At 71.3% G+C, this 20,686-nt stretch carries 16 protein-coding genes; 11 read left to right on the top strand and 5 right to left on the bottom strand.

What is annotated here, in order from left to right:
• Positions 1-3: 3 nt before the first annotated feature.
• Positions 4-1,434 (bottom strand): MFS transporter, encoded by a 1,431-nt coding sequence (locus B9S64_RS28885; protein WP_181012204.1) that lies wholly within the window; start codon positions 1,432-1,434, stop codon positions 4-6.
• Positions 1,431-2,024: a TetR/AcrR family transcriptional regulator gene (locus B9S64_RS34245; RefSeq protein WP_146060096.1), complete on the bottom strand. Its 594-nt coding sequence runs from the start codon at positions 2,022-2,024 to the stop codon at positions 1,431-1,433. Before B9S64_RS34245 ends, B9S64_RS28885 begins: the two co-directional genes overlap by 4 nt.
• A 391-nt stretch (positions 2,025-2,415) precedes the next feature.
• Between B9S64_RS34245 and B9S64_RS28870 the strand changes: the two genes are divergently transcribed.
• Positions 2,416-4,197, top strand: a complete 1,782-nt coding sequence (locus B9S64_RS28870) for a 3-hydroxyacyl-CoA dehydrogenase family protein (protein WP_109492161.1) — start codon at positions 2,416-2,418, stop codon at positions 4,195-4,197.
• A gap of 145 nt (positions 4,198-4,342) precedes the next feature.
• Positions 4,343-5,158: a TetR family transcriptional regulator gene (locus tag B9S64_RS28865; protein ID WP_103489283.1), complete on the top strand. Its 816-nt coding sequence runs from the start codon at positions 4,343-4,345 to the stop codon at positions 5,156-5,158.
• Positions 5,159-5,189: 31 nt separating this feature from the next.
• Here the strand turns inward: B9S64_RS28865 and B9S64_RS28860 are convergent, their stop codons facing one another.
• Positions 5,190-6,065, bottom strand: coding sequence for a restriction endonuclease (locus B9S64_RS28860; RefSeq protein WP_109492160.1), 876 nt, complete (start codon positions 6,063-6,065; stop codon positions 5,190-5,192).
• 178 nt (positions 6,066-6,243) lie between these two features.
• Between B9S64_RS28860 and B9S64_RS28855 the strand changes: the two genes are divergently transcribed.
• From B9S64_RS28855 to pssA, 8 genes are all read left to right on the top strand, one after another.
• Entirely contained in the window at positions 6,244-7,035 is a 792-nt protein-coding gene (locus B9S64_RS28855; RefSeq protein ID WP_103489438.1) for a GNAT family N-acetyltransferase, read from the top strand.
• A 372-nt stretch (positions 7,036-7,407) separates the two neighbouring features.
• Positions 7,408-8,745, top strand: coding sequence for a crotonyl-CoA carboxylase/reductase (gene ccrA, locus B9S64_RS28850; RefSeq protein WP_103489419.1), 1,338 nt, complete (start codon positions 7,408-7,410; stop codon positions 8,743-8,745).
• A 1-nt stretch (position 8,746) separates the two neighbouring features.
• Positions 8,747-10,759, top strand: coding sequence for a protein meaA (locus tag B9S64_RS28845; RefSeq protein ID WP_103489420.1), 2,013 nt, complete (start codon positions 8,747-8,749; stop codon positions 10,757-10,759).
• Entirely contained in the window at positions 10,756-11,730 is a 975-nt protein-coding gene (locus B9S64_RS28840; RefSeq protein WP_103489421.1) for a CoA ester lyase, read from the top strand. The genes B9S64_RS28845 and B9S64_RS28840 overlap by 4 nt, the downstream gene beginning before the upstream one ends.
• A gap of 2 nt (positions 11,731-11,732) precedes the next feature.
• The gene (locus B9S64_RS28835) at positions 11,733-12,266 is read left to right on the top strand and encodes a MaoC family dehydratase (protein WP_103489422.1); all 534 of its coding nucleotides are present in this window, start codon (positions 11,733-11,735) and stop codon (positions 12,264-12,266) included.
• Positions 12,263-13,468: an acyl-CoA dehydrogenase family protein gene (locus tag B9S64_RS28830; protein WP_028442375.1), complete on the top strand. Its 1,206-nt coding sequence runs from the start codon at positions 12,263-12,265 to the stop codon at positions 13,466-13,468. The genes B9S64_RS28835 and B9S64_RS28830 overlap by 4 nt, the downstream gene beginning before the upstream one ends.
• Positions 13,469-13,649: 181 nt before the next feature.
• Positions 13,650-14,297 carry a phosphatidylserine decarboxylase gene (locus tag B9S64_RS28825; protein WP_028442374.1) on the top strand — a complete coding sequence of 216 codons (648 nt, stop codon included), beginning with the start codon at positions 13,650-13,652 and terminating at the stop codon, positions 14,295-14,297.
• Between the two features lie 22 nt (positions 14,298-14,319).
• Positions 14,320-15,138: a CDP-diacylglycerol--serine O-phosphatidyltransferase gene (gene pssA, locus B9S64_RS28820; RefSeq protein WP_176724004.1), complete on the top strand. Its 819-nt coding sequence runs from the start codon at positions 14,320-14,322 to the stop codon at positions 15,136-15,138.
• A 20-nt stretch (positions 15,139-15,158) separates the two neighbouring features.
• Here the strand turns inward: pssA and B9S64_RS28815 are convergent, their stop codons facing one another.
• Both B9S64_RS28815 and B9S64_RS28810 read right to left on the bottom strand, forming a co-directional pair.
• Positions 15,159-16,424, bottom strand: a complete 1,266-nt coding sequence (locus B9S64_RS28815) for a low temperature requirement protein A (protein ID WP_103489423.1) — start codon at positions 16,422-16,424, stop codon at positions 15,159-15,161.
• A 175-nt stretch (positions 16,425-16,599) separates the two neighbouring features.
• Entirely contained in the window at positions 16,600-17,958 is a 1,359-nt protein-coding gene (locus B9S64_RS28810) for a glycoside hydrolase family 5 protein (RefSeq protein ID WP_103489424.1), read from the bottom strand.
• 317 nt (positions 17,959-18,275) lie between these two features.
• On the opposite strand from B9S64_RS28810, the gene B9S64_RS28805 reads away from it, so the two are divergent.
• Positions 18,276-20,645, top strand: a complete 2,370-nt coding sequence (locus tag B9S64_RS28805; RefSeq protein WP_103489425.1) for a discoidin domain-containing protein — start codon at positions 18,276-18,278, stop codon at positions 20,643-20,645.
• Positions 20,646-20,686: the final 41 nt, after the last annotated feature.

Raw genomic sequence — 20,686 nt, 5'->3', positions numbered from 1 at the left:
AGTTTATCGCCGCACACGGACCGTCCGGTGCCGCTTTGCCGCAGCGGCGGGGCCCGGCAGTCCGCGGGCGCCGAGGGCTCCGGCGGCGGCCACCACCGCAAGCACCGTGAGCGCGGGCGGGACGGCGTGCGACAGCGCCTGCCGCGATCCGGAGGCGGGACCGCCGGGCGCGCCCAGGGCCAGCAGGGCGGTCGCCACGGCCACGCCCAGGGCGGGGCCGATGTTCATCGCGGTCTGCTGGAGTCCGCCCGCGACCCCGGCGTGCCGTTCGGGCACCTGGCGTACGACGACATCCGTGGCGACGACCATCACGACTCCGAAACCGGCGCCCACCAGGAGGAACGCGGTGCGGATCAGCACCGGCCCGGGTGCCGCGCCGAGGCGGGACAGCAGCAGGTCGCCCAGCGCGAGCAGGATCATCGCGCCCGCGACCGTGCGGCGCGGCCCGTACCGGCGCGCGGGCCGGACGGAGAGCGGGGCGGCGACCACCATGGCCACCGGCCCCGGCAGTGCCACCAGGGCGCAGCGCAGCGGGTCGAGACCGAGGACGTCCTGGAGGTAGTAGACGCCGGTGAACAGGCTTCCGAACAGGGCGGCGGAGGCGGCCGTCAGGACGCCCAGTCCGGCGGCGACGCCCGGTGCGGCGAGCACTCCTGGGGGCACCAGCGGGTCCGCCGCGCTCCGTTGGCGTCTCACGAACAGGTGTCCGGCCAGCACGGCCGCGCCGAGGCCGGTCACGGACGCGCCCGCCCCACCGTCCCCGGACATCCAGGTGAGGGCGTACACCAGGCAGCCCACGGCGGTCCCGAGGAGGACTGCCCCCGGCAGGTCGGGCGCCGTGTCCGGACGGTGTCCGCCGGGCGCGGCGGTCCGCGCCGCGGGTTCGCGCACGGCGAGCACGAGCACCCCGATCACCAGGGTGACCGGGACGTTGAGGAAGAAGACCGCCCGCCATCCGTGGCGGACGGCGAGGGCTCCGCCCACGAGCGGTCCCGCCGCGGCCGCCAGGCCGATGGCACTGGTGCGCAGGGCAAGGGGCATGCCGAGCCGGTCGGGCGGGAAGGCCGCCCTGAGCATGCCGAGGGTGGCCGGTTGCAGGAGCGCGCCGCAGGCCCCCTGGGCGACGCGCAGGGCGATCACGGGCCCGATCCCCGACGCCAGACCGATGCCCGCGGAGGTCGCACCGAATCCGAGGATCCCCACGGCGAAGACCCGCCGGTGCCCGTGGCGGTCGCCGAAGCGTCCGGCGAGGACGAGCAGCGCGGCCACCGCGATCAGGTAACCGGTGCTCGTCCACTGGACCTGCGCGAAGGAGGCGTGGAGGTCTGTGCGCAGTCCTGGCTGGACCACGGTCAGTACCGTGCCGTCCAGGGCGACGACCGCCGCCCCGACGACGCTCGCGGCCAGGGTGATCCGTCTGTGGACGGTGCTCACCGGGGATCCGGACCGAGGTGGGCGTCGAGGAGGGTGCGCAGCAGCGGCCCGACGTCGTCGGCGCCGGTGGCGAGACGGAGGCTGCCCCACGTCCACAGCTGGGCGATGCCGTGCAGTCCCGCCCAGAGCGCACCCGCGACGAGCCGGGCGTCGGCCCCGGCGGGGTGGGTTCGGGCCCGCCCGATCGTGTCCGCGAAGAGTCCGAAGAGCGGCAGGCTGCTCTCGCGAAGGCCCAAGTGACCGCTTTCGAGCAGATCGTGACGGAACATCAGCTCGAACATGCCGCCCCGCGTCCGGGCGAAGTCCAGATAGACCCGGCACAGCCGCTCGACCTGGGCGCGGGGATCACGCTCCGCCTCCCCCGGCGCCGTCACGGCCGCAGCCCGTTCGGCCAGGTCGGCGAAGCCGGTGCGAGCGATGGCGGAGAGCAGGGACACATGCGTGGGGAAGTAGCGGCGCGGTGCGCCGTGCGACACCCCGGCCGCACGGGCGATCTCGCGCAAGGTGAGGGCCTGCACCCCTCTCTCCTCGACCAGTTGGACCCCGACGGCCACCAGACGGGCTTCCAGGCCCGCGTCCCGATTCGTCATGGGCCGTGTTCTACCAGGAGTGGGTAGACAGTGTCTACTCGCGATCCCGGCGGCGGTCGGGCGGGCACCCGTCCCCGCACATGTGGCCCACCGCACAACAACCCGGGGCTGGCGCGCTCGTTACCCGCCGGTTAATCTCAAGTGAGCGGGCCACACACCCGCCGGCTCCGGTGGCCTGGTGACGCAGCCACCCGGAGTGCTTGTCGGTTCGGCAGTTCTGTGACGTGACTCCGGGACAGAGTCCGTCGCCCCTCCCGGCCCGGGTGCGCGCCCCGCGCGCTCCGGGATCCGTGCACCACGGAACGCAACTCCCGCACGCCGCGCGCCGGTTCACCCGTGCCGCATGCGCCGCCGTGCCCCTCACAGTCGTCACTCACCCTGGAGTCCCGTGATGGACACCCCGCTCCGCACCATCGCCGTCGTCGGCCTCGGCACCATGGGAACCGGCATCGCCGAGGTCCTGGCCCGCGCGGGCCGCGAGGTCATCGGCATCGACGTCAGCGAGGCCGCCGCCCGGCAGGCCGTCGCCTCCCTGGAAGCCTCCACCGCGCGCGCCGTGCGGCGTGAGGAGATCACGGAGCGGGAGCGGCGCGACGTCCTCGCCCGCTTCCGCACGTTCGGCGACCTCCGGGCGGCGGCGGACGCCGAACTGGTCATCGAGGTCGTGCCGGAGACGTACGAGATCAAGCAGCAGGTCTTCCGCGACCTGGACGCCGTCGTCTCCCCGGCCGCGATCCTCGCGACGGGCACCAACGCGCTGTCGGTGACCCGGCTCGCGGCGGAGTCGCGCCGTCCGGAACGCGTCCTGGGCCTGCACTTCTTCAACCCCGCCCCGGCGATGAAGCTGGTCGAGGTGGTCTCCTCCGTGCTGACCGCCCCCTCGGCCGTCGAGGCGGTGACACGGCTCGCCCGCGAGCTGGGCAAGCAGCCGGTGGCGGTCGGTGACCGGCCGGGCTTCGTCGCGGACGGGCTGCTGTTCGGCTACCTCAACCAGGCCGCCGCCATGTACGAGGCGAACTACGCGTCCCGCGAGGACATCGACGCCGCGATGCGGCTGGGCTGCGGGCTGCCGATGGGCCCGCTCGCCCTGCTGGACCTGATCGGCGTCGACACCGCGCGCACGGTCCTGGAGGCCATGTACTCCGCCTCGCACGACCGGCTGCACGCCCCGGCGCCGGTGCTCGGGCAGCTCAGCAGGGCGGGCCTGACCGGCCGCAAGTCCGGCCGCGGCTTCTACACGTACGACGCCCCCGGCGGCCGGACCGTGGTGCCGGACGCGCTGACTCCGGTGGCCGGCGCGGGTGCGGTCGCCGGGCGTCCGGTGTCCTCGGTGGGCGTCGCCGGCTCCGGGACGATGGCCTCGGGCATCGCGGAGGTCTTCGCGAAGGCCGGGTACGCCGTGGTGCTCGCCGCTCGTGGCCCGGAGAAGGCGGACACGGCCAGGGAGCGGATCGCGACGTCGCTGGAGCGGTCGGTCGCCAAGGGGCGGCTGACGGCCCAGGCGCGGGACGAGACGCTCGCCCGGATCACTCCGGCCGGTTCGCTCGACGCCCTCGCCGGGGTGGATCTCGTGGTGGAGGCGGTCGCCGAGGACCTGGAGGTCAAGCGGGAGCTGTTCAGGACGCTGGACAAGGTCTGCAAGCCCGGCGCGGTGCTGGCCACCACCACCTCCTCGCTGCCGGTCGTGGCCGTGGCCCGGGTGACCTCGCGCCCCCAGGACGTCGTCGGGATGCACTTCTTCAACCCGGCGCCCGCGATGAAGCTGGTCGAGGTGGTCCGCACGGTGCTCACCGGCGACGAGGCGCACGCCACGGTCCGCGAGGTCTGCGCGGCGGTGCGCAAGCACCCCGTGGACTGCGGCGACCGGGCCGGTTTCATCGTGAACGCGCTGCTCTTCCCGTATCTCAACAACGCGGTGAAGATGGTCGAGGAGCACTACGCGACCCCCGACGACATCGACGCGGCGATGAAGCTGGGCGGCGGCTACCCGATGGGCCCCTTCGAGCTGCTGGACGTCGTGGGGCTCGACGTCTCGCTGGCCATCGAGAAGGTCCTGCACGGCGAGTTCCGCGATCCGGGACTGGCACCGGCCCCGCTGCTCGAACACCTGGTGGCCGCTGGCTGCCTCGGCCGCAAGACGGGGCGCGGCTTCCGGGAGTACGCCCGCCGCTGAGCGGGCGGCGGTGGCCGGTGCCGGCCCCGCGCCGGCCACCGCCGGGCCCCCGGGAACGGGGGCCGGACGGGGCGGGCCGCCCGGAGCGCCGGGCGGTCCGCCCCCGCAGGCGCACACACGTGCGCCGATGAGCTACGTTCACACCATGTCCCAACCCGCCAAGTCACCCCGCTCCTCCGCCGCGACGGACGCCCCGGAGAGCGCAGCAGGTACCCGTGCCGCCGCCCAACGGCTCAAGATGCGCCGCGAGCTGGCCGCGGCGGCCATGGAACTGTTCGCCACGAAGGGGTACGAGGCGACGACGGTCGACGAGATCGCGGGAGCGGCGGGGGTCGCCCGGCGGACGTTCTTCCGCCACTTCCGGTCGAAGGAAGAGGCCATCTTCCCGGACCACGACGACACGCTGGTGCGGGCCGAGGCGGTCCTGAACGCCGCGCCGGCGCACGAGCATCCGCTCGACACGGTGTGCCGGGGCATCAAAGAGGTCATGAAGATGTACGCGGCGAAGCCCGCGGTGTCCGTGGCCCGTTACAAGCTGACCCGTGAGGTGCCCACGCTGCGGGAGGCCGAGATCGCCTCGGTGGCCCGCTACGAGCGCCTCTTCACCCGCTATCTGCTGGGCCATTTCGACGAGCGGGACCACCAGGTGGGCAACGACGACCCGCTGCTGGCCGAGGTGGCCGCCTCCGCCGTGGTGACGGCCCACAACCATGTGCTGCGGCGGTGGCTGCGGGCGGACGGCCAGGGCGACGTGGAGACCCAGCTCGACCACGCGTTCGCGATCGTGCGGGACACGTTCGGTACGGGGATCGGCGCGGGGCGGACCGCGGGGAGCGAGCCCACGAGGGCCCCGGCCGCCTCGGTCACCTCCGAGGGCGAGGTGCTGGTCGCCGTGGCCCGTACCGACGCCCCCCTCGACGAGGTGATGCGGACCATCCAGCGGGCCCTGAAGGAGCGCTGAGCGGGGCGCTCACCCCCCTCGGGCCCGGCTCTCACCCCTCGACGGACAGCACGGCCGCCCCGGTGTGCCAGGGCAGCGGCGCGCCGTCCTCGCTCCACGCGGTCAGCCCGGCGAGGTCGAGGCAGACGATGCCGCACCGCCCGGCGTACTCCAGGGCGGGTTCGGTGAACGTGCTGGTGGTGACGACGACCGCCGCGCCCGCCTGGTGGACCGCGTAGCAGGTGCCGCCGAAGCGCTGGAGGTCCTGCGAGCCGACCTTGTTCCCGTCCGTGTAGCGCTTGCACTGCACGACCAGGCGGCGGCCGTCGGGCGTGGTGGCCGTGACATCGGCCCCCAGGTCGCCCGCGCCGCCGACGACCTCCACGTCCCGGCAGCCGTCGCGGCGGCAGAGGGCGGCGACGGCCTCCTCGAAGGCGTACGGGTCCATGGCGACCCAGTCCGCCGGCTCCGGAGCGAGCTGCCCCACCGGCTCCGGGACGGCCGGTCCGCCGACAGGTCCCGCCGGCTCGTCCGCGAGGGCGACGGTGGGCTCGCCCCCGGTGAGGCCGGACCCGTACGCGGCGGGGGCGGCCTCGTACGCGGCGGCGGCCTCGCCCTCGGGGGGAGCGGCCTCGGCCAGGGCCGCGTCCACGACCTCGTACGCGGTCTCCACGGCCGCCGCCGCGCCCCGGGCCGCCGCCCTGCGGTTGCGGCGGCGGCGCAGGAACGCCACGGCGCCGGCCACCAGCGCGAGGGCCAGCAGCGCGGCGGCGACGGGATGCCGTCCGGCGCTCGCCAGGCCGACACGGAGGGTCAGCCCCACGCCGCAGACCAGCACGGCGAGGAGGACGAACCCCAGCGCCGTGCGACGGAGATCGAACGTGGACCCGCGGCTTCCCCGGACGCGTCTGCGGACCTGTACCGGCATCGGGCGCCCCACCCCCTCTTCCTCGTACCTCTCGTGACCAGCTCAAGATCACTTCCATCTGCCCCGAGCCCGCCGGTTGACGCCTCCAGGCGCCGTGTCGCAGCCCGTGTCGCAGCCCGGCGACGCCCCGGCCCGGAAACCGATGGCACGGCGGCACCGCCCGTGGTCCGATGCGTGGATGCGACCCCAGGAGACACTGGCCCTCTTCGACCGCGAGATGCGTGAACACGCCCGCCCCGACGGCCCCGGCGTGCGCGTCGAACGGGCCGGCCCGGTCGTCCGGCAGACCGGCGGCGCCGACGACTGGAACGGGGTCGTCTGGACCGCCCCCGGCCTCTCCCCCGCGGCCGCGCGGGCCGCGATCACGGCACAGATCGAGCACTACACGGCGCTGGGGCTCGGCGAGTTCGAGTGGAAGCGGTACGCGCACGACGACCCCGCCTCGCTGGGTGAGCTGCTCACCGCCGCCGGGTTCGGGGCCGAGCCGCCGGAGACCCTGCTCGTCGCCCCCGTCGCGGACCTCGCCACCGACGTACGGCTGCCCGAGGGCGTCCGGCTGCAGACCGTGACCGACGCGGCGGGGGTGGACCTGATGGTGCGCGCCCACGAGAGCGCCTTCGGCACCGACGGGTCGCGGCTGCGCCACCAGGTGCTCGCCCGGCTCGCGGGGGACCCCGGCACGTTCGTCGCGCTGGTGGCACTGGCCGACGGGGAACCGGTCAGCTCGGCCCGGATGGAACTGCACCCCGGCACGGGCTTCGCGGGGCTCTGGGGCGGCGGAACCGTGGAGCGCTGGCGGGGCAGGGGCGTCTACCGCGCCCTGGTCGCCCACCGGGCCGCTCTCGCGGCGGAGCGCGGCTACCGGTATCTCCAGGCCGACGCCACGGACCGGTCGGCACCGATCCTGCGCCGGCTCGGGTTCAGCGCCCTGAGCACCGTCACTCCGTACGTGTACCGCACCACGCCGTAGCACCTCTCCCAGCCTCATCAGCGCGGGACGAGTCCGGCATACCGGCCATGATGGCGCTCATGCGTGCACCGCGGAAGACAAGTGAGAGAAATTGTTGGCACTCGGTGCCTTGTCACCTGTCACGCAGTGCCATACCGTGAAGGTGTCCGGGCGGCCGGCGCGCAGAAACCACTTCGTGCGCCGGCTGTCCCCGCAGACCATGGTCCGCGCGCCCGGACGCCTGCGTCACAGGCATCCCTTCCGCTCCACCGAGCACGCCGCAGCACCCCCGCCGAACCGACGGCACACCTCCACACCGCACCACTCCCCCGCCCAAGGGGCGTCTCAGGCGTTCCCTCGACGCCCGGGACCCGATCTGCCGGAGGCACCACCGTGAAGGAAATCCTGGACGCGATCCAGTCGCCGGACAGCACCACCGCCGACTTCGCGGCTCTGTCCGTCCCCGAGTCGTACCGTGCCGTGACCGTGCACAAGGACGAGACCGAGATGTTCGCCGGACTCGCCACCCGTGACAAGGACCCCCGTACCTCCCTGCACCTGGACGAGGTGCCGGTTCCCCCGCTCGGTCCCGGCGAGGCGCTCGTCGCCGTGATGGCCAGTTCGGTCAACTACAACTCCGTCTGGACCTCCATCTTCGAGCCGATGGCGACCTTCGGCTTCCTGGAGCGGTACGGCAAGCTCAGCGAGCTGACCCGGCGCCACGACCTGCCCTACCACGTCATCGGCTCCGACCTGGCGGGCGTCGTCCTGCGCACCGGCCCCGGCGTCAACGCCTGGCAGCCGGGCGACGAGGTCGTCGCGCACTGCCTCTCGGTCGAGCTGGAGTCGTCCGACGGCCACAACGACACGATGCTCGACCCCGAGCAGCGCATCTGGGGCTTCGAGACCAACTTCGGCGGCCTGGCCGAACTCGCCCTGGTGAAGTCGAACCAGCTGATGCCCAAGCCCGGACACCTGAGCTGGGAGGAGGCCGCCGCCCCGGGCCTGGTCAACTCCACCGCGTACCGGCAGCTCGTCTCGCGCAACGGCGCGGGCATGAAGCAGGGCGACAACGTGCTGATCTGGGGCGCGAGCGGCGGACTCGGCTCGTACGCCACGCAGTTCGCCCTGGCCGGCGGCGCCAACCCGATCTGTGTCGTCTCCAGTGAGCAGAAGGCCGAGATCTGCCGGAAGATGGGCGCGAGCGCGATCATCGACCGCACCGCCGAGGGCTTCCGGTTCTGGAAGGACGAGCACCACCAGGACCCGCGCGAGTGGAAGCGGTTCGGCAAGCGCATCCGCGAACTGACCGGCGGCGAGGACGTGGACATCGTCTTCGAGCACCCGGGCCGCGAGACCTTCGGCGCGAGCGTGTACGTGACCCGCAAGGGCGGCACGATCGTCACCTGCGCCTCCACCTCCGGCTACACCCACGAGTACGACAACCGCTACCTGTGGATGTCGCTGAAGCGCATCATCGGCTCGCACTTCGCCAACTACCGCGAGGCGTGGGAGGCGAACCGGCTGGTCGCCAAGGGGAAGATCCACCCGACGCTCTCCAAGGTGTACGCGCTCCAGGACACCGGCCAGGCCGCGTACGACGTGCACCGCAACCTGCACCACGGCAAGGTCGGCGTCCTGGCGCTGGCCCCCCGTGAGGGCCTGGGCGTGCGCGACCCGGAGCTGCGCGAGCGGCACGTCGAGGCCATCAACCGCTTCCGGGACGTCTGAGATGAGCGGCCGTCACAAGGACCGCCCGTGGCTCATGCGGACGTACGCCGGCCACTCCACCGCCGAGGCGTCCAACGAGCTCTACCGGCGCAACCTCGCCAAGGGCCAGACCGGCCTGTCGGTCGCCTTCGACCTGCCCACCCAGACCGGCTACGACCCCGACCACGTCCTGGCCCGCGGCGAGGTCGGCCGGGTCGGGGTCCCCGTCTCGCACCTCGGTGACATGCGCCGGCTGTTCCAGGACATCCCCCTGGAGCAGATGAACACCTCCATGACAATCAACGCCACCGCCATGTGGCTGCTCGCGCTCTACCAGGTCGTCGCCGAGGAGCAGGGCGCCGACCCGGCCAGGCTCCAGGGCACCACGCAGAACGACATCGTCAAGGAGTACCTCTCGCGCGGGACGCACGTCTTCCCGCCCGGCCCCTCGCTGCGGCTGACCACCGACATGATCGCGTACACGGTCGGGCGCGTCCCCCGGTGGAACCCGATCAACATCTGCAGCTACCACCTCCAGGAGGCCGGGGCCACCCCGGTCCAGGAGATCGCGTACGCCATGTCCACGGCCATCGCCGTGCTCGACGCGGTACGCGCGTCGGGGCAGGTGCCCGAGGAGCGGTTCGGGGACGTCGTCGCCCGTATCTCCTTCTTCGTGAACGCGGGCGTCCGCTTCATCGAGGAGATGTGCAAGATGCGGGCGTTCGGCCGCATCTGGGACCAGGTCACCCGCGAGCGGTACGGCATCGAGGACGCGAAGCAGCGGCGCTTCCGCTACGGCGTGCAGGTCAACTCCCTCGGGCTGACCGAGGCGCAGCCGGAGAACAACGTCCAGCGCATCGTCCTGGAGATGCTGGCCGTCACCCTCTCCAAGGACGCCCGCGCCCGCGCGGTGCAACTGCCCGCCTGGAACGAGGCGCTCGGCCTGCCCCGCCCCTGGGACCAGCAGTGGTCACTGCGGATCCAGCAGGTGCTGGCGCACGAGAGCGATCTGCTGGAGTACGAGGACATCTTCGCCGGTTCGCGGGTGATCGAGGCGAAGGTGGGCGAGCTGGTCACCGCCTCGCTGGCCGAGATGGACCGGATCCAGCGGATGGGTGGCGCGATGGCCGCCGTCGAGTCCGGCTACCTCAAGTCGGAGCTGGTCTCCTCGCACGCGGCGCGGCGGGCCCGGATCGAGGGTGGCGAGGAGAAGATCGTCGGCGTCAACGTCTACGAGAGCACCGAGCCGAACCCGCTGACCGCGGACCTGGACGCCGCGATCATGACCGTGGACCCCGCGAACGAGTCCCGGGTCGTCGCCGCGCTGCACGCGTGGCGGGACGACCGGGACGAGGCGCGGGCCTCCGAGGCGCTGGCCGGCCTCAAGAAGGCCGCCGCGGGCACCGCCAACCTGATGGAGGCGACCGTCGCGTGCGCGCGGGCGGGCGTCACCACGGGTGAGTGGACCTGGGCCCTGCGCGACGTGTTCGGCGAGTTCCGGGCCCCCACGGGCGTCTCCTCCGCCCCGCTGGCGGTCACCGCCGAGCCGGGCACCCCGCTCGCCCTGGTCCGCGAGAAGGCCGCCCGGACCGCCGCGGACCTGGGCGTGGGGCGGCTGCGCCTGCTGGTCGGCAAGCCCGGTCTGGACGGGCACTCCAACGGCGCCGAGCAGATCGCCGTCCGTGCCAGGGACGCCGGTTTCGAGGTGGTCTACCAGGGGATCAGGCTGACCCCGGAGCAGATCACCGACGCGGCGCTGGCCGAGGACGTGCACTGCGTCGGCCTGTCCATCCTGTCCGGCTCGCACGCCGAGCTGGTGCCCGACGTACTGGCCAGGCTGCGCGAGGCCGGAGCGAGGGACATCCCGGTGATCGCGGGCGGCATCATCCCGCCGGCCGACGCGCGTGCCCTCGTCGAGGCCGGTGTCGCCGCCGTCTTCACCCCGAAGGACTTCGGTATCACGGAGATCATCGGCCGTATCGTCGACGAGATCCGTACAGCCAACAAGCTCGACCCTCTGGAGGTCCCCGCATGACCACGCCCACAGCGTCCGTGAACCGGCTGCGTCCGCGCCGCTCCTGCCTGGCGGTGCCCGGCTCGAACCCGCGGTTCCTGGAGAAGGCCCAGGGCCTGCCGGCCGACCAGGTCTTCCTGGACCTGGAGGACGCCTGCGCCCCGCTGGCCAAGGAAGGCGCCCGCCACACCATCGTGGACGCGCTCAACAAGGGGGACTGGAGCGGCAAGACCCGGGTGGTGCGGGTCAACGACTGGACGACGCACTGGACGTACCGCGACGTGGTCACGGTCGTCGAGGGCGCGGGGGCGAACCTCGACTGCGTGATGCTGCCGAAGGTCCAGGACGCCCAGCAGGTCGTGGCGCTGGACCTGCTGCTGACGCAGATCGAGAAGACGATGGGCTTCGAGGTGGGGCGCATCGGCATCGAGGCGCAGATCGAGAACGCCAGGGGCCTGGTGAACATCGACGACATCGCGGGCGCCTCGCCGCGTCTGGAGACCCTGATCTTCGGCCCGGCCGACTTCATGGCCTCCATCAACATGAAGACGCTGGTGGTCGGCCAGCAACCGCCCGGCTACCCGGCGGACGCCTACCACTACATCCTGATGCGGATCCTGATGGCCGCCCGCGCGCACGACCTCCAGGCGATCGACGGGCCCTTCCTCCAGATCCGCGACGTGGACGCCTACCGCGAGGTCGCGGGCCGGGCGGCGGCGCTGGGCTTCGACGGCAAGTGGGTGCTGCACCCGGGGCAGGTGGACGCCGCGAACGAGGTGTTCTCGCCCTCACAGGACGACTACGACCACGCGGAGATGATCCTCGACGCGTACGACTGGTGCACCTCGGAGGCGGGCGGCAAGAAGGGGTCGGCGATGCTGGGCGACGAGATGATCGACGAGGCCAGCCGCAAGATGGCCCTGGTGGTCGCGGGCAAGGGCCGGGCGGCCGGCATGCGGCGCACCACCGCTTTCGAAGCGCCGGAGGCCTGATCATGCAATTCGGGCGCATCTTCGAGGAATTCGAGGTCGGTGCCGTCTACAAGCACTGGCCGGGAAAGACCGTCACGGAATACGACGACCACCTCTTCTGCCTGCTGACCATGAACCACCATCCGCTGCACCTGGACAGCAACTACGCGGAGCGCACGACCGACTTCAAGAGGAACGTCGTGGTCGGCAACTACGTCTACTCGCTGCTGCTCGGCATGTCGGTGCCGGACGTCTCCGGCAAGGCCATCGCCAACCTGGAGGTGGAGTCGCTGAAGCACGTGGCGCCGACCTTCCACGGTGACACGGTCTACGGGGAGACGACGGTCCTGGACAAGACGCCGTCGCGGTCCAGGAGCGACCGCGGGATCGTCCGTGTCGAGACCCGGGGCTACAAGCAGGACGGCACGCTGGTCTGCGTGTTCCGCCGCACGGTGATGGTCCCCACCGAGACGTACGTCCAGGAGCGGGGCGGGGAGCAGCCCGGCCGCCCCGAGCCCGTCCAGCCGCCGCAGAAGAACGGGGAGAAGCAGTCATGAGCCGTCTCGCGCAGACCGCCGGCCTGACCGATGTCCAGCGGGAAATCCTCTCCACGGTCCGTGATTTCGTCGACAAGGAGATCATTCCCGTCGCGACACGGCTGGAGCACCGCGACGAGTACCCGACGGAAATCGTCGAAGGCCTCAAGGAACTCGGCCTGTTCGGGCTGATGATTCCGGAGGAGTACGGCGGTCTGGGCGAGTCGCTTCTCACTTATGCGTTGTGCGTCGAGGAGATCGCGCGCGGCTGGATGAGTGTGTCGGGGATCATCAACACGCATTTCATCGTGGCGTACATGCTCAAGCAGCACGGTACGCGGGAGCAGAAGGACACCTTCCTGCCGCGGATGGCGCTGGGCGAGGTGCGGGGCGCGTTCTCGATGTCCGAGCCGGCGCTGGGTTCGGACGTCTCGGCGATCACCTCGAAGGGGGTGCGGGACGGCGAGGAGTACGTCCTGAACGGCCAGAAGATGTGGCTGACGAACGGCGGCACGTCCACGCTGGTCGCCGTCCTGTGCCGGAGTGACGAAGGACACCCCGAGGGCACGGCCCCGCACCGTTCGATGACGACCTTCCTGGTGGAGAAGGAGGCGGGGTTCGGTGAGGTCCGCCCCGGTCTCACCATCCCGGGGAAGATCGACAAGATGGGCTACAAGGGCGTCGACACGACCGAGCTCGTCATGGACGGACTGCGCATTCCGGCCAATCGGGTCCTGGGCGGCACCACCGGCCGCGGTTTTTACCAAATGATGGACGGAGTCGAGGTGGGCCGGGTGAATGTCGCGGCGCGTGGCTGCGGTGTCGCGCAGCGTGCCTTCGAGTTGGGCGTTTCCTATGCCCAGCAGCGTCACACCTTCGGAAAGCCGATCGCCCAGCACCAGGCGATCCAGTTCAAATTGGCCGAAATGGCCACCAAAGTGGAAGCCGCGCATGCGATGATGGTCAATGCGGCACGCAAAAAGGACTCCGGGGAGCGAAATGACCTGGAGGCAGGGATGGCGAAGTACCTCGCCTCCGAGTACTGCAAGGAGGTCGTCGAGGACGCCTTCCGCATCCACGGCGGTTACGGCTTCTCCAAGGAGTACGAGATCGAGCGCCTCTACCGGGAGGCCCCGATGCTGCTGATCGGCGAAGGTACCGCCGAGATCCAGAAAATGATCATCGGCCGCCGGCTCCTCGAGGAGTACCGGTTCCAGGGCTGATTGTCCCCTTAGAGGTGATTTGGTGGCGAAGAACATCACACCCGGTCACCCTCGCCGGGAGCGTTTCAGCTGTCCGACTCGACTGCTGGCTTGCCCAGTTGCCGCTCGTACCCGATAGCATCGCCGGAAAGCCGCCGTCCCCCCGTTGCCTGCGCGGCATCATCCGCTACGAAGGTCATCCATGCCCGACAGCCAAACCCCTGCACCGCGCGGTGGGGTCCGCCTTGCGCGCGGAGCATCGCCGTGGCTCCTCCCGACCGTCGCCACCGCGGCACTCAGCCTCGTCCGGGCCCGCAAGTCCGGACGCTGGGCCGCCGTGGCCGTGCCCACCACCGCGCTCGCGGCGGGCATGCTGTGGTTCTTCCGTGACCCCGAGCGCGAGATCACCCAGGGTCGCGTCATCTCACCGGCCGACGGCGTGGTGCAGAGCATCATGCCGTGGAAGGACGGGCGCACCCGCGTCGCGATCTTCATGAGCCCGCTGAACGTCCACGTCAACCGGGCGCCCCTGTCCGGCACCGTGACGTCCGTCGAGCACGTGCCCGGTGGTTTCGTTCCGGCGTTCAACAAGGAGAGCGAGAACAACGAGCGCGTCGTCTGGCACTTCGACACCGAGCTCGGCGACATCGAGATGGTGCAGATCGCGGGAGCGGTCGCCCGTCGTATCGTCCCGTACATCCCGCAGGGGACGAAGGTGGAGCAGGGCGAACGCATCGGTCTGATCCGCTTCGGCTCGCGCGTCGACATCTACCTTCCGGAGGGTGTCGAGGCCGCGGTCGAGGTCGGTCAGGCCACCACCGCGGGGGTGACTCGCATTGACCGTGATTGATCCTGATACTCAGGCGGGCTGGGTGCCCGAGGCCGAGGAGCAGGACGACGCCGAGGACATGCCCCTCTCGTTGCGCCTCTCGATAGCGGACACCCTCACGCTCGGTAACGCGACGTGCGGCTTCATGGCGGTGTACTTCACCACCACGGGGATCCTCATCCCGCACCTCACGGGCAGTGACGAGTCGGGCATGGCCAGGCACTCCGCGGCGACCGCGGTGATCCTGATGCTCATGGCCGCGGTGTTCGACCTCTTCGACGGGCTCGTGGCGCGCAAGCTGCGGTCCTCGCCGATGGGCGCGGAGCTGGACAACCTCTCCGACCTGATCAGCTTCGGCCTCGCACCGGCCTACTTCGTGCTGGTGTACGGCATGGTCGCGGACGACGCGCACCAGCGGGTGTCGGCGCTCGCGGCGATCGTGGTGCTGCTGGCGGTGGTGCTGAGGCTTGCGCGGTTCTCCTGCGTGACGCTGAAGGACGGCATGTTCCAGGGCATGCCGAGCCCCTTCGGAGCGCTCACGGTCGTCTCGATCGTGCTCCTGGAGCTGCCCTTCGTACCGACGCTGCTGGCGATCATCGGGGTGGCGTGGCTGATGGTGAGCCGCGTCGAGTACCCGAAGCCGCGCGGTGTCCTCGCGGTGGCGATGCTCAGCTGGATCGTGGCCGCGATGGGGCTCCTCGCCGCCTGGGCGTTCGACGCCCCCGGTGGCCAGCTGCTCCTGCAGACGGGCTGTGCGCTCCAGGTCGTGCTGGGGGCGGTGATCCCGCTCTTCGCCACGGCGCGGCGGGTGAACACCTTCCGCGACAACCGCCGCGAGGCACGGGCGGCACAGCTGCCGTAGTCGTACGGCGGCACAGACCCTCACGAGGGCCCGGACGCTCCCCGGCGTCCGGGCCCTTCCGCGTGCCCATGGGGAGCCCGGGGGCCGGGGGTGCCGGACCGGCGGCGGAGGACGACGAGGTCGGCGGCCAGGGTGGCACTCACCGCCAGGCCCATTCCCAGGACCGCTCCTCCGGCCCCCAGCGCCGGGGAGCAGAGGCCCAGGACGACCACGACGGCCGCGCCCACGGCCAGCAGCGGGGCGTGCCCCGGGGTCCCGGTGCCGCCGGCGCGGTGCAGTCCGCCCAGGACGAGCAGGACGAGGGCGACGGGGAGGGCCACGGCCAGGCCCGCCGCGCGGATCGAGAGGTGCGCGTGGTGTTCGGAGGCCGCCGACGCGGCTTCCAGCCCGGCGCCGATCGCGGCCAGCGCGGCGAAGACCACATAGTGCCCGTACCCCCAGGTCAGAGCGGTGCGCAGGCTCGACAGGACGGCTTCACCCACGGCGAAGTAGATCCACCACAGGGCGAAGACCAGCAGCAGACCGCCCAGCGCCACCAGCAGGACGGACGCGGACAGGCCCCGGCCCGCCACGACGGAGCGGATCGCCGTGAAGGACGCGAGGATCACCTCACCGAGGACGATGATGGTGAACAGTCCGTAGCGTTCCGCGATGTGCCCGGGGTGCCACGGCGTGCGGCGCCTGTGGAACTCCGCCCACGCGGGCACCGCCAGCTCCGCCGCCACCAGCACGACGAAGGTGGGCCAGGCCCACGCGCCGGGCACCCACAGCCGGGCGATCCATCCCACCTGCACCAGGGCGACGCCCACGGCGTACCGCAGCGCGCCCGCCCGGCCGTCGTGGTGGGCGACGGCGGCGCGCGCCCACTGGCTGATCAGGGCCAGCCGCATCAGCACGTAGCCGAGGACGACCACGGTGAAGTCGCCGTCCTCGAACACCGAGCCCACCCCCGCGGCCAGCACCAGCACCCCGGCCATCTGCACCAGCGTGAGCAGCCGGTAGGGCACGTCGTCGGTGTCGTAGGCGGAGGCGAACCAGGTGAAGTTCATCCACGCCCACCAGATCGCGAAGAACACCGCCGCGTAGGCGGCCACCCCCGGCCCGAGGCGCCCCTCGGCGAGGGCGTGGTGCAACTGGAGCGCGGCCTGGGAGACCGCGACCACGAACGTCAGGTCGAACAGCAGCTCCAAGGGGGTGGAGGCCCGGTGCTCCTCATCCGGGTCCCGCCCGCGCATGGCCACCCGCAGTCCCCCGGTGCGCTCGCCGTCCGTGTCCGTGTCGCTCATCGCCGCCGCTCCCGCCGTCGTCCCACTCGCGCCCCCGGTCGCATTCTCACCGCCGGCCGGCGCGGTGTGCGGAAGGGACGCGGGCGTGGGGACGGCGGATCCTGGGGTGCCGGAGCGGCGGGGGGAAGACGGCACCCCAGGACGTGTGGAGGGTGGTGCGGCGGCGGGGTCCGGCTCAGCCGCCGTACAGGTCGCCCAGACTGATGCCGGTGGTGCTGGTGGCGCCGCCGAGCCGCACCTGGTGGTCGAGGCCGACGAACTTGCCCCCGGACTGCCACAGGGCGGGCTTGAGCAGGGCGTACTTGGCCTCGTCCCAGGTGGTCCAGTCGTAACCGAGCAGGCCGCCCGTGTCACCGGAGTTGGGGTTGACGCACCAGAACGTGTGGTGGATGCCCTCGTCCACGAGCAGGTCGCGCAGCGCGGTCATCCACTTCTGGTTCGGCCCGTTGTCGAGGTGGCCGCCCCACTCCCCGATGAACAGCGGCGCGGTCCCGTTCTTGTGGAGGTAGAGCCAGTTGGGGTCCCAGACGTCGCGTTCCAGCGTGGTGCGGTCCCAGGCGCCCTGGAACCAGGGCTGCTGGTACACGAGCGGCCCGTAGTCGTGCGGGGAGTAGACGAGCTGGTCCTGTCCCGCGCCGAGGTCCACGGGATGGTCCTGGGCTCCCCGCAGGTTCCCGCCCCACCACATGCCGTGGTAGTCGGCCGGGGAGGTGGAGGACCAGTCGGCCCCGTCCTTGGGGTACACCTCGACGCCTTCGCACATGACCAGGACGTGCGGGTTGATCGCGAGGATGCGCCTGCCCGCCGTCTCGCAGGTGTACTTGAAGTTGTCCTGGTCGGTGGAGCCGTCCCACTTGGCCCGGGGGCTCTCGGACTGCGTACCGTGCGGTTCGTTCTTGACGTCCATCGCCACGAGGGTGTCGTCGTCCTTGTAGCGGTCGGTCACCCACTCCCAGGCCTGGTAGAACTGCTCGGTGGTGATCGCGCCCTTCCACCAGACGGGGTGCACATGGCCGGAGTTGTCGGCCTCGGCGCTGTGGACGTCGAGCATCACCTTGATGCCGTACTTCTCCGCCGTGGCGAGGAAGGCGTCGAAGACCCCCAGGGTGGTCTTGTTCTCCAGCTCGGGGTTGGCCCAGGTGTTGACCGCGCTGGAGACGGCGTCCTGCCCGTTCCTCCACTCCAGCAGGAGCTGGGTGGAGATCGGTACGCGGACGATGTTGATGCCCCGCTCCGCCATCTGCCGGGTGATGGCGTCCAGGTTGACGGACCAGAGCCCGTGGAAGACGCGCTCGGTGGTGTTGAACCCGAACCAGTTGGCCCCGGTGAGCCAGACCCGGTTGCCGTCCTCGTCGACGATCCGGTTGCCCTCGGTGTGCAGCCAGTCGGTGCCGGTGCCCGCGGCGGCCGGGAAGGCCGGCGCGGGTGCGGCCGGTTGCGCGGCGACCGGGCCGGAGAGCGCCGTCAGCAGAGCCGTGGCGGTGGCGGCCGCGGCCAGTGCCGTGCCCAGCCTGGTTCGCGTCGGTGACTTCATGCGTCGTCGCCTTTCGTGGGTCAAGACAGGCAGAAGATCTTGGGAGCGCTCCCATGCATTCCTCACATGAAGCCAGCACGACGCCCGGCATGTCAATGGACATGTCAACGTTCATCAGTCGAAGCCGCACGGTAGCCCACACGAGGCCCGCGGTCCATGGCCCCGGCGCCCTCGCTTGGCAGCAATTCACGCCCGTGAGTCACTAATTTGAGTTCCCAAGCCGAAATCTTGCGCAGCAGCGTGGACTTCCTTGCGCGGATCCTTCTAGCCTGTGGGGCGTCCGCAGAGCCCCCACGAGCCGCTAGGACCTCCCACTCATGACCCCACCGCACAGACACCGCCTGTTCAGGCGTTCCCTGTCCGCTTCCCTCTCGATGGCGCTCACCGCCGTGGGCACCGCCGCGGCGGTCGTCCTCGCCGGCGCCCCCTCGGCGCAGGCCGCCGCCGTCCCCGCGCCTTCCCCGGTCGGGATATCCGGCAGGGGCGCCACCGTCCCCTTCACGGAACAGGAGGCCGAGTACGCCGCGACCAACGGCACGCTCATCGGCCCGGACCGCCGCTACGGCTCACTGCCCTCGGAGGCCTCAGGCAGACAGGCCGTCACGCTCGACGCGGTCGGTGAGTACGTGGAGTTCACCCTCACCGCCCCCGCGAACGCGATGACCTTCCGCTACTCGCTGCCGGACAACGCCGCCGGGACGGGCCGGGACGCCTCGCTGGACGTACGGGTGAACGGCTCCGTACTCAAGAGCGTGCCGGTGACCTCCAAGTACGGCTGGTACTACGGCGGTTATCCGTTCAACAACAACCCGGGCGACACCAACCCGCACCACTTCTACGACGAGGCCCGGACCATGTTCGGCTCGACCCTGCCCGCCGGGACGAAGGTCCGGCTCCAGGTGGCCTCCACCGCCGGCTCGCCCTCGTTCACCGTGGACCTGGCCGACTTCGAGCAGGTGGCAGCGCCGATCGGCAAGCCGTCCGGCGCGCTGGACGTGGTGAGCGACTTCGGGGCCGACCCCACCGGCGCAGCCGACTCCACCGCGAAGATCCAGGCGGCGGTGGACGCGGGCCGCGCCCAGGGCAAGGCCGTCTACCTCCCGCAGGGCACCTTCCAGGTGCGCGAGCACATCGTCGTGGACCAGGTGACGCTGCGGGGAGCGGGCCCCTGGTACAGCGTGCTGACGGGACGTCACCCCACGGACCGGAGCAAGGCGGTCGGCGTCTACGGGAAGTACGCGGCGCAGGGCGGCAGCAAGAACGTCACCCTCAGGGACTTCGCCGTCATCGGCGACATCCGGGAGCGGGTGGACGACGACCAGGTCAACGCCATCGGCGGGGCCATGTCCGACTCGGTCGTCGACAACATCTGGATGCAGCACACCAAGTGCGGTGCCTGGATGGACGGCCCGATGAACAACTTCACCGTCAAGAACAGCCGGATCCTGGACCAGACCGCCGACGGCGTGAACTTCCACTACGGGGTCACGAACTCGACCGTCACCAACACCTTCGTCCGCAACACGGGGGACGACGGCCTGGCCATGTGGGCGGAGAACGTCCCGAACGTGAAGAACTCGTTCACGTTCAACACGGTGATCCTGCCGATCCTGGCCAACAACGTCGTGACGTACGGCGGCAAGGACATCACGATCTCCGACAACGTCATGGCGGACACGGTCACCAACGGCGGCGGGCTGCACATCGCCAACCGCTATCCGGGCGTCAACTCGGGCCAGGGCACTGCCGTCGCGGGTACGCACACGGCCGCCCGCAACACCCTGATCCGGACCGGGAACAGCGACTTCAACTGGAACTTCGGGGTCGGCGCGATCTGGTTCAGCGGCCTCAACGAACCGATCAGCGGCGCCACGGTCAACATCACCGACAGCGAGGTCCTGGACAGCTCCTACGCCGCGATCCACCTGATCGAGGGCGCGAGCAACGGGCTGCACTTCGACAACGTCAAGATCGACGGGGCTGGTACGTACGCCCTCCAGATCCAGGCTCCGGGCACCGCCACCTTCGAGAAGGTCGTGGCCACCCACATCGCCCAGTCCAACCCGATCCACAACTGCGTGGGCAGCGGCTTCCAGATCACCCGGGGCGGCGGCAACTCCGGCTGGTACGCCGACCCGCCCGCCTGCACCGGCGTCTGGCCCGACCCGGTGTGGACCAACGGCGGTGTGCCCGGCGGCGGAGGCGGCAACCCCACCGACCCGACCGACCCCACTGACCCGACGGACCCGACCGATCCGCCGGAGGAGACGGGCAACCTCGCCCAGGGGCGTCCGGTCACCGAGACCGGCCACGCCGACGTGTACGGCGCGGCCAACGCCGTGGACGGAAACGCCGGAAGCTACTGGGAGAGCGTCAACAACGCCTTCCCGCAGTCCCTCACGGTGGACCTCGGCGCCCCCAAGGCGCTGAAGCGGCTGGTACTGAAGCTGCCCCCGGCCGCCGTGTGGGCGGCCCGCACGCAGACCCTGACGGTGTCGGGCAGCACCGACGGCGGCACGTACGGCACGCTCAAGCCGTCGGCGGGGTACACCTTCGATCCGTCCAGCGGCAACACCGCGACCGTCTCCCTCCCGGGAACGCCGGTCCGCCATCTGCGGCTGACGTTCACCGGGAACACCGGCTGGCCCGCCGCCCAGTTGTCGGAACTGGAGGCCTACACCAGCTGATCCGGCGCACGGAACGGGCCCGGCCTTCGCGGCCGGGCCCG

It is taken from the genome of Streptomyces sp. SM18 (assembly GCF_002910775.2).
GTDB classification, from domain to species: Bacteria; Actinomycetota; Actinomycetes; order Streptomycetales; family Streptomycetaceae; genus Streptomyces; species Streptomyces halstedii.
The sequence above is the reverse complement of the archived record's forward strand: the minus strand, read 5'-3'. Positions and strand labels throughout refer to the sequence as shown.

Bases quoted from the DNA above. Each gene is read 5' to 3' on its own strand.
- B9S64_RS28805 (WP_103489425.1), top strand. From the start codon at position 18,276: ATGACCCCACCGCACAGACACCGCCTGTTCAGGCGTTCCCTGTCCGCT.
- B9S64_RS28815 (WP_103489423.1), bottom strand. From the start codon at position 16,424: ATGAGCGACACGGACACGGACGGCGAGCGCACCGGGGGACTGCGGGTG.
- B9S64_RS28840 (WP_103489421.1), top strand. From the start codon at position 10,756: ATGACCACGCCCACAGCGTCCGTGAACCGGCTGCGTCCGCGCCGCTCC.
- B9S64_RS28825 (WP_028442374.1), top strand. From the start codon at position 13,650: ATGCCCGACAGCCAAACCCCTGCACCGCGCGGTGGGGTCCGCCTTGCG.
- B9S64_RS28835 (WP_103489422.1), top strand. From the start codon at position 11,733: ATGCAATTCGGGCGCATCTTCGAGGAATTCGAGGTCGGTGCCGTCTAC.
- B9S64_RS28810 (WP_103489424.1), bottom strand. From the start codon at position 17,958: ATGAAGTCACCGACGCGAACCAGGCTGGGCACGGCACTGGCCGCGGCC.
- B9S64_RS34245 (WP_146060096.1), bottom strand. From the start codon at position 2,024: ATGACGAATCGGGACGCGGGCCTGGAAGCCCGTCTGGTGGCCGTCGGG.
- B9S64_RS28865 (WP_103489283.1), top strand. From the start codon at position 4,343: ATGTCCCAACCCGCCAAGTCACCCCGCTCCTCCGCCGCGACGGACGCC.
- B9S64_RS28830 (WP_028442375.1), top strand. From the start codon at position 12,263: ATGAGCCGTCTCGCGCAGACCGCCGGCCTGACCGATGTCCAGCGGGAA.
- B9S64_RS28860 (WP_109492160.1), bottom strand. From the start codon at position 6,065: ATGCCGGTACAGGTCCGCAGACGCGTCCGGGGAAGCCGCGGGTCCACG.
- B9S64_RS28845 (WP_103489420.1), top strand. From the start codon at position 8,747: ATGAGCGGCCGTCACAAGGACCGCCCGTGGCTCATGCGGACGTACGCC.
- B9S64_RS28855 (WP_103489438.1), top strand. From the start codon at position 6,244: ATGCGACCCCAGGAGACACTGGCCCTCTTCGACCGCGAGATGCGTGAA.
- B9S64_RS28870 (WP_109492161.1), top strand. From the start codon at position 2,416: ATGGACACCCCGCTCCGCACCATCGCCGTCGTCGGCCTCGGCACCATG.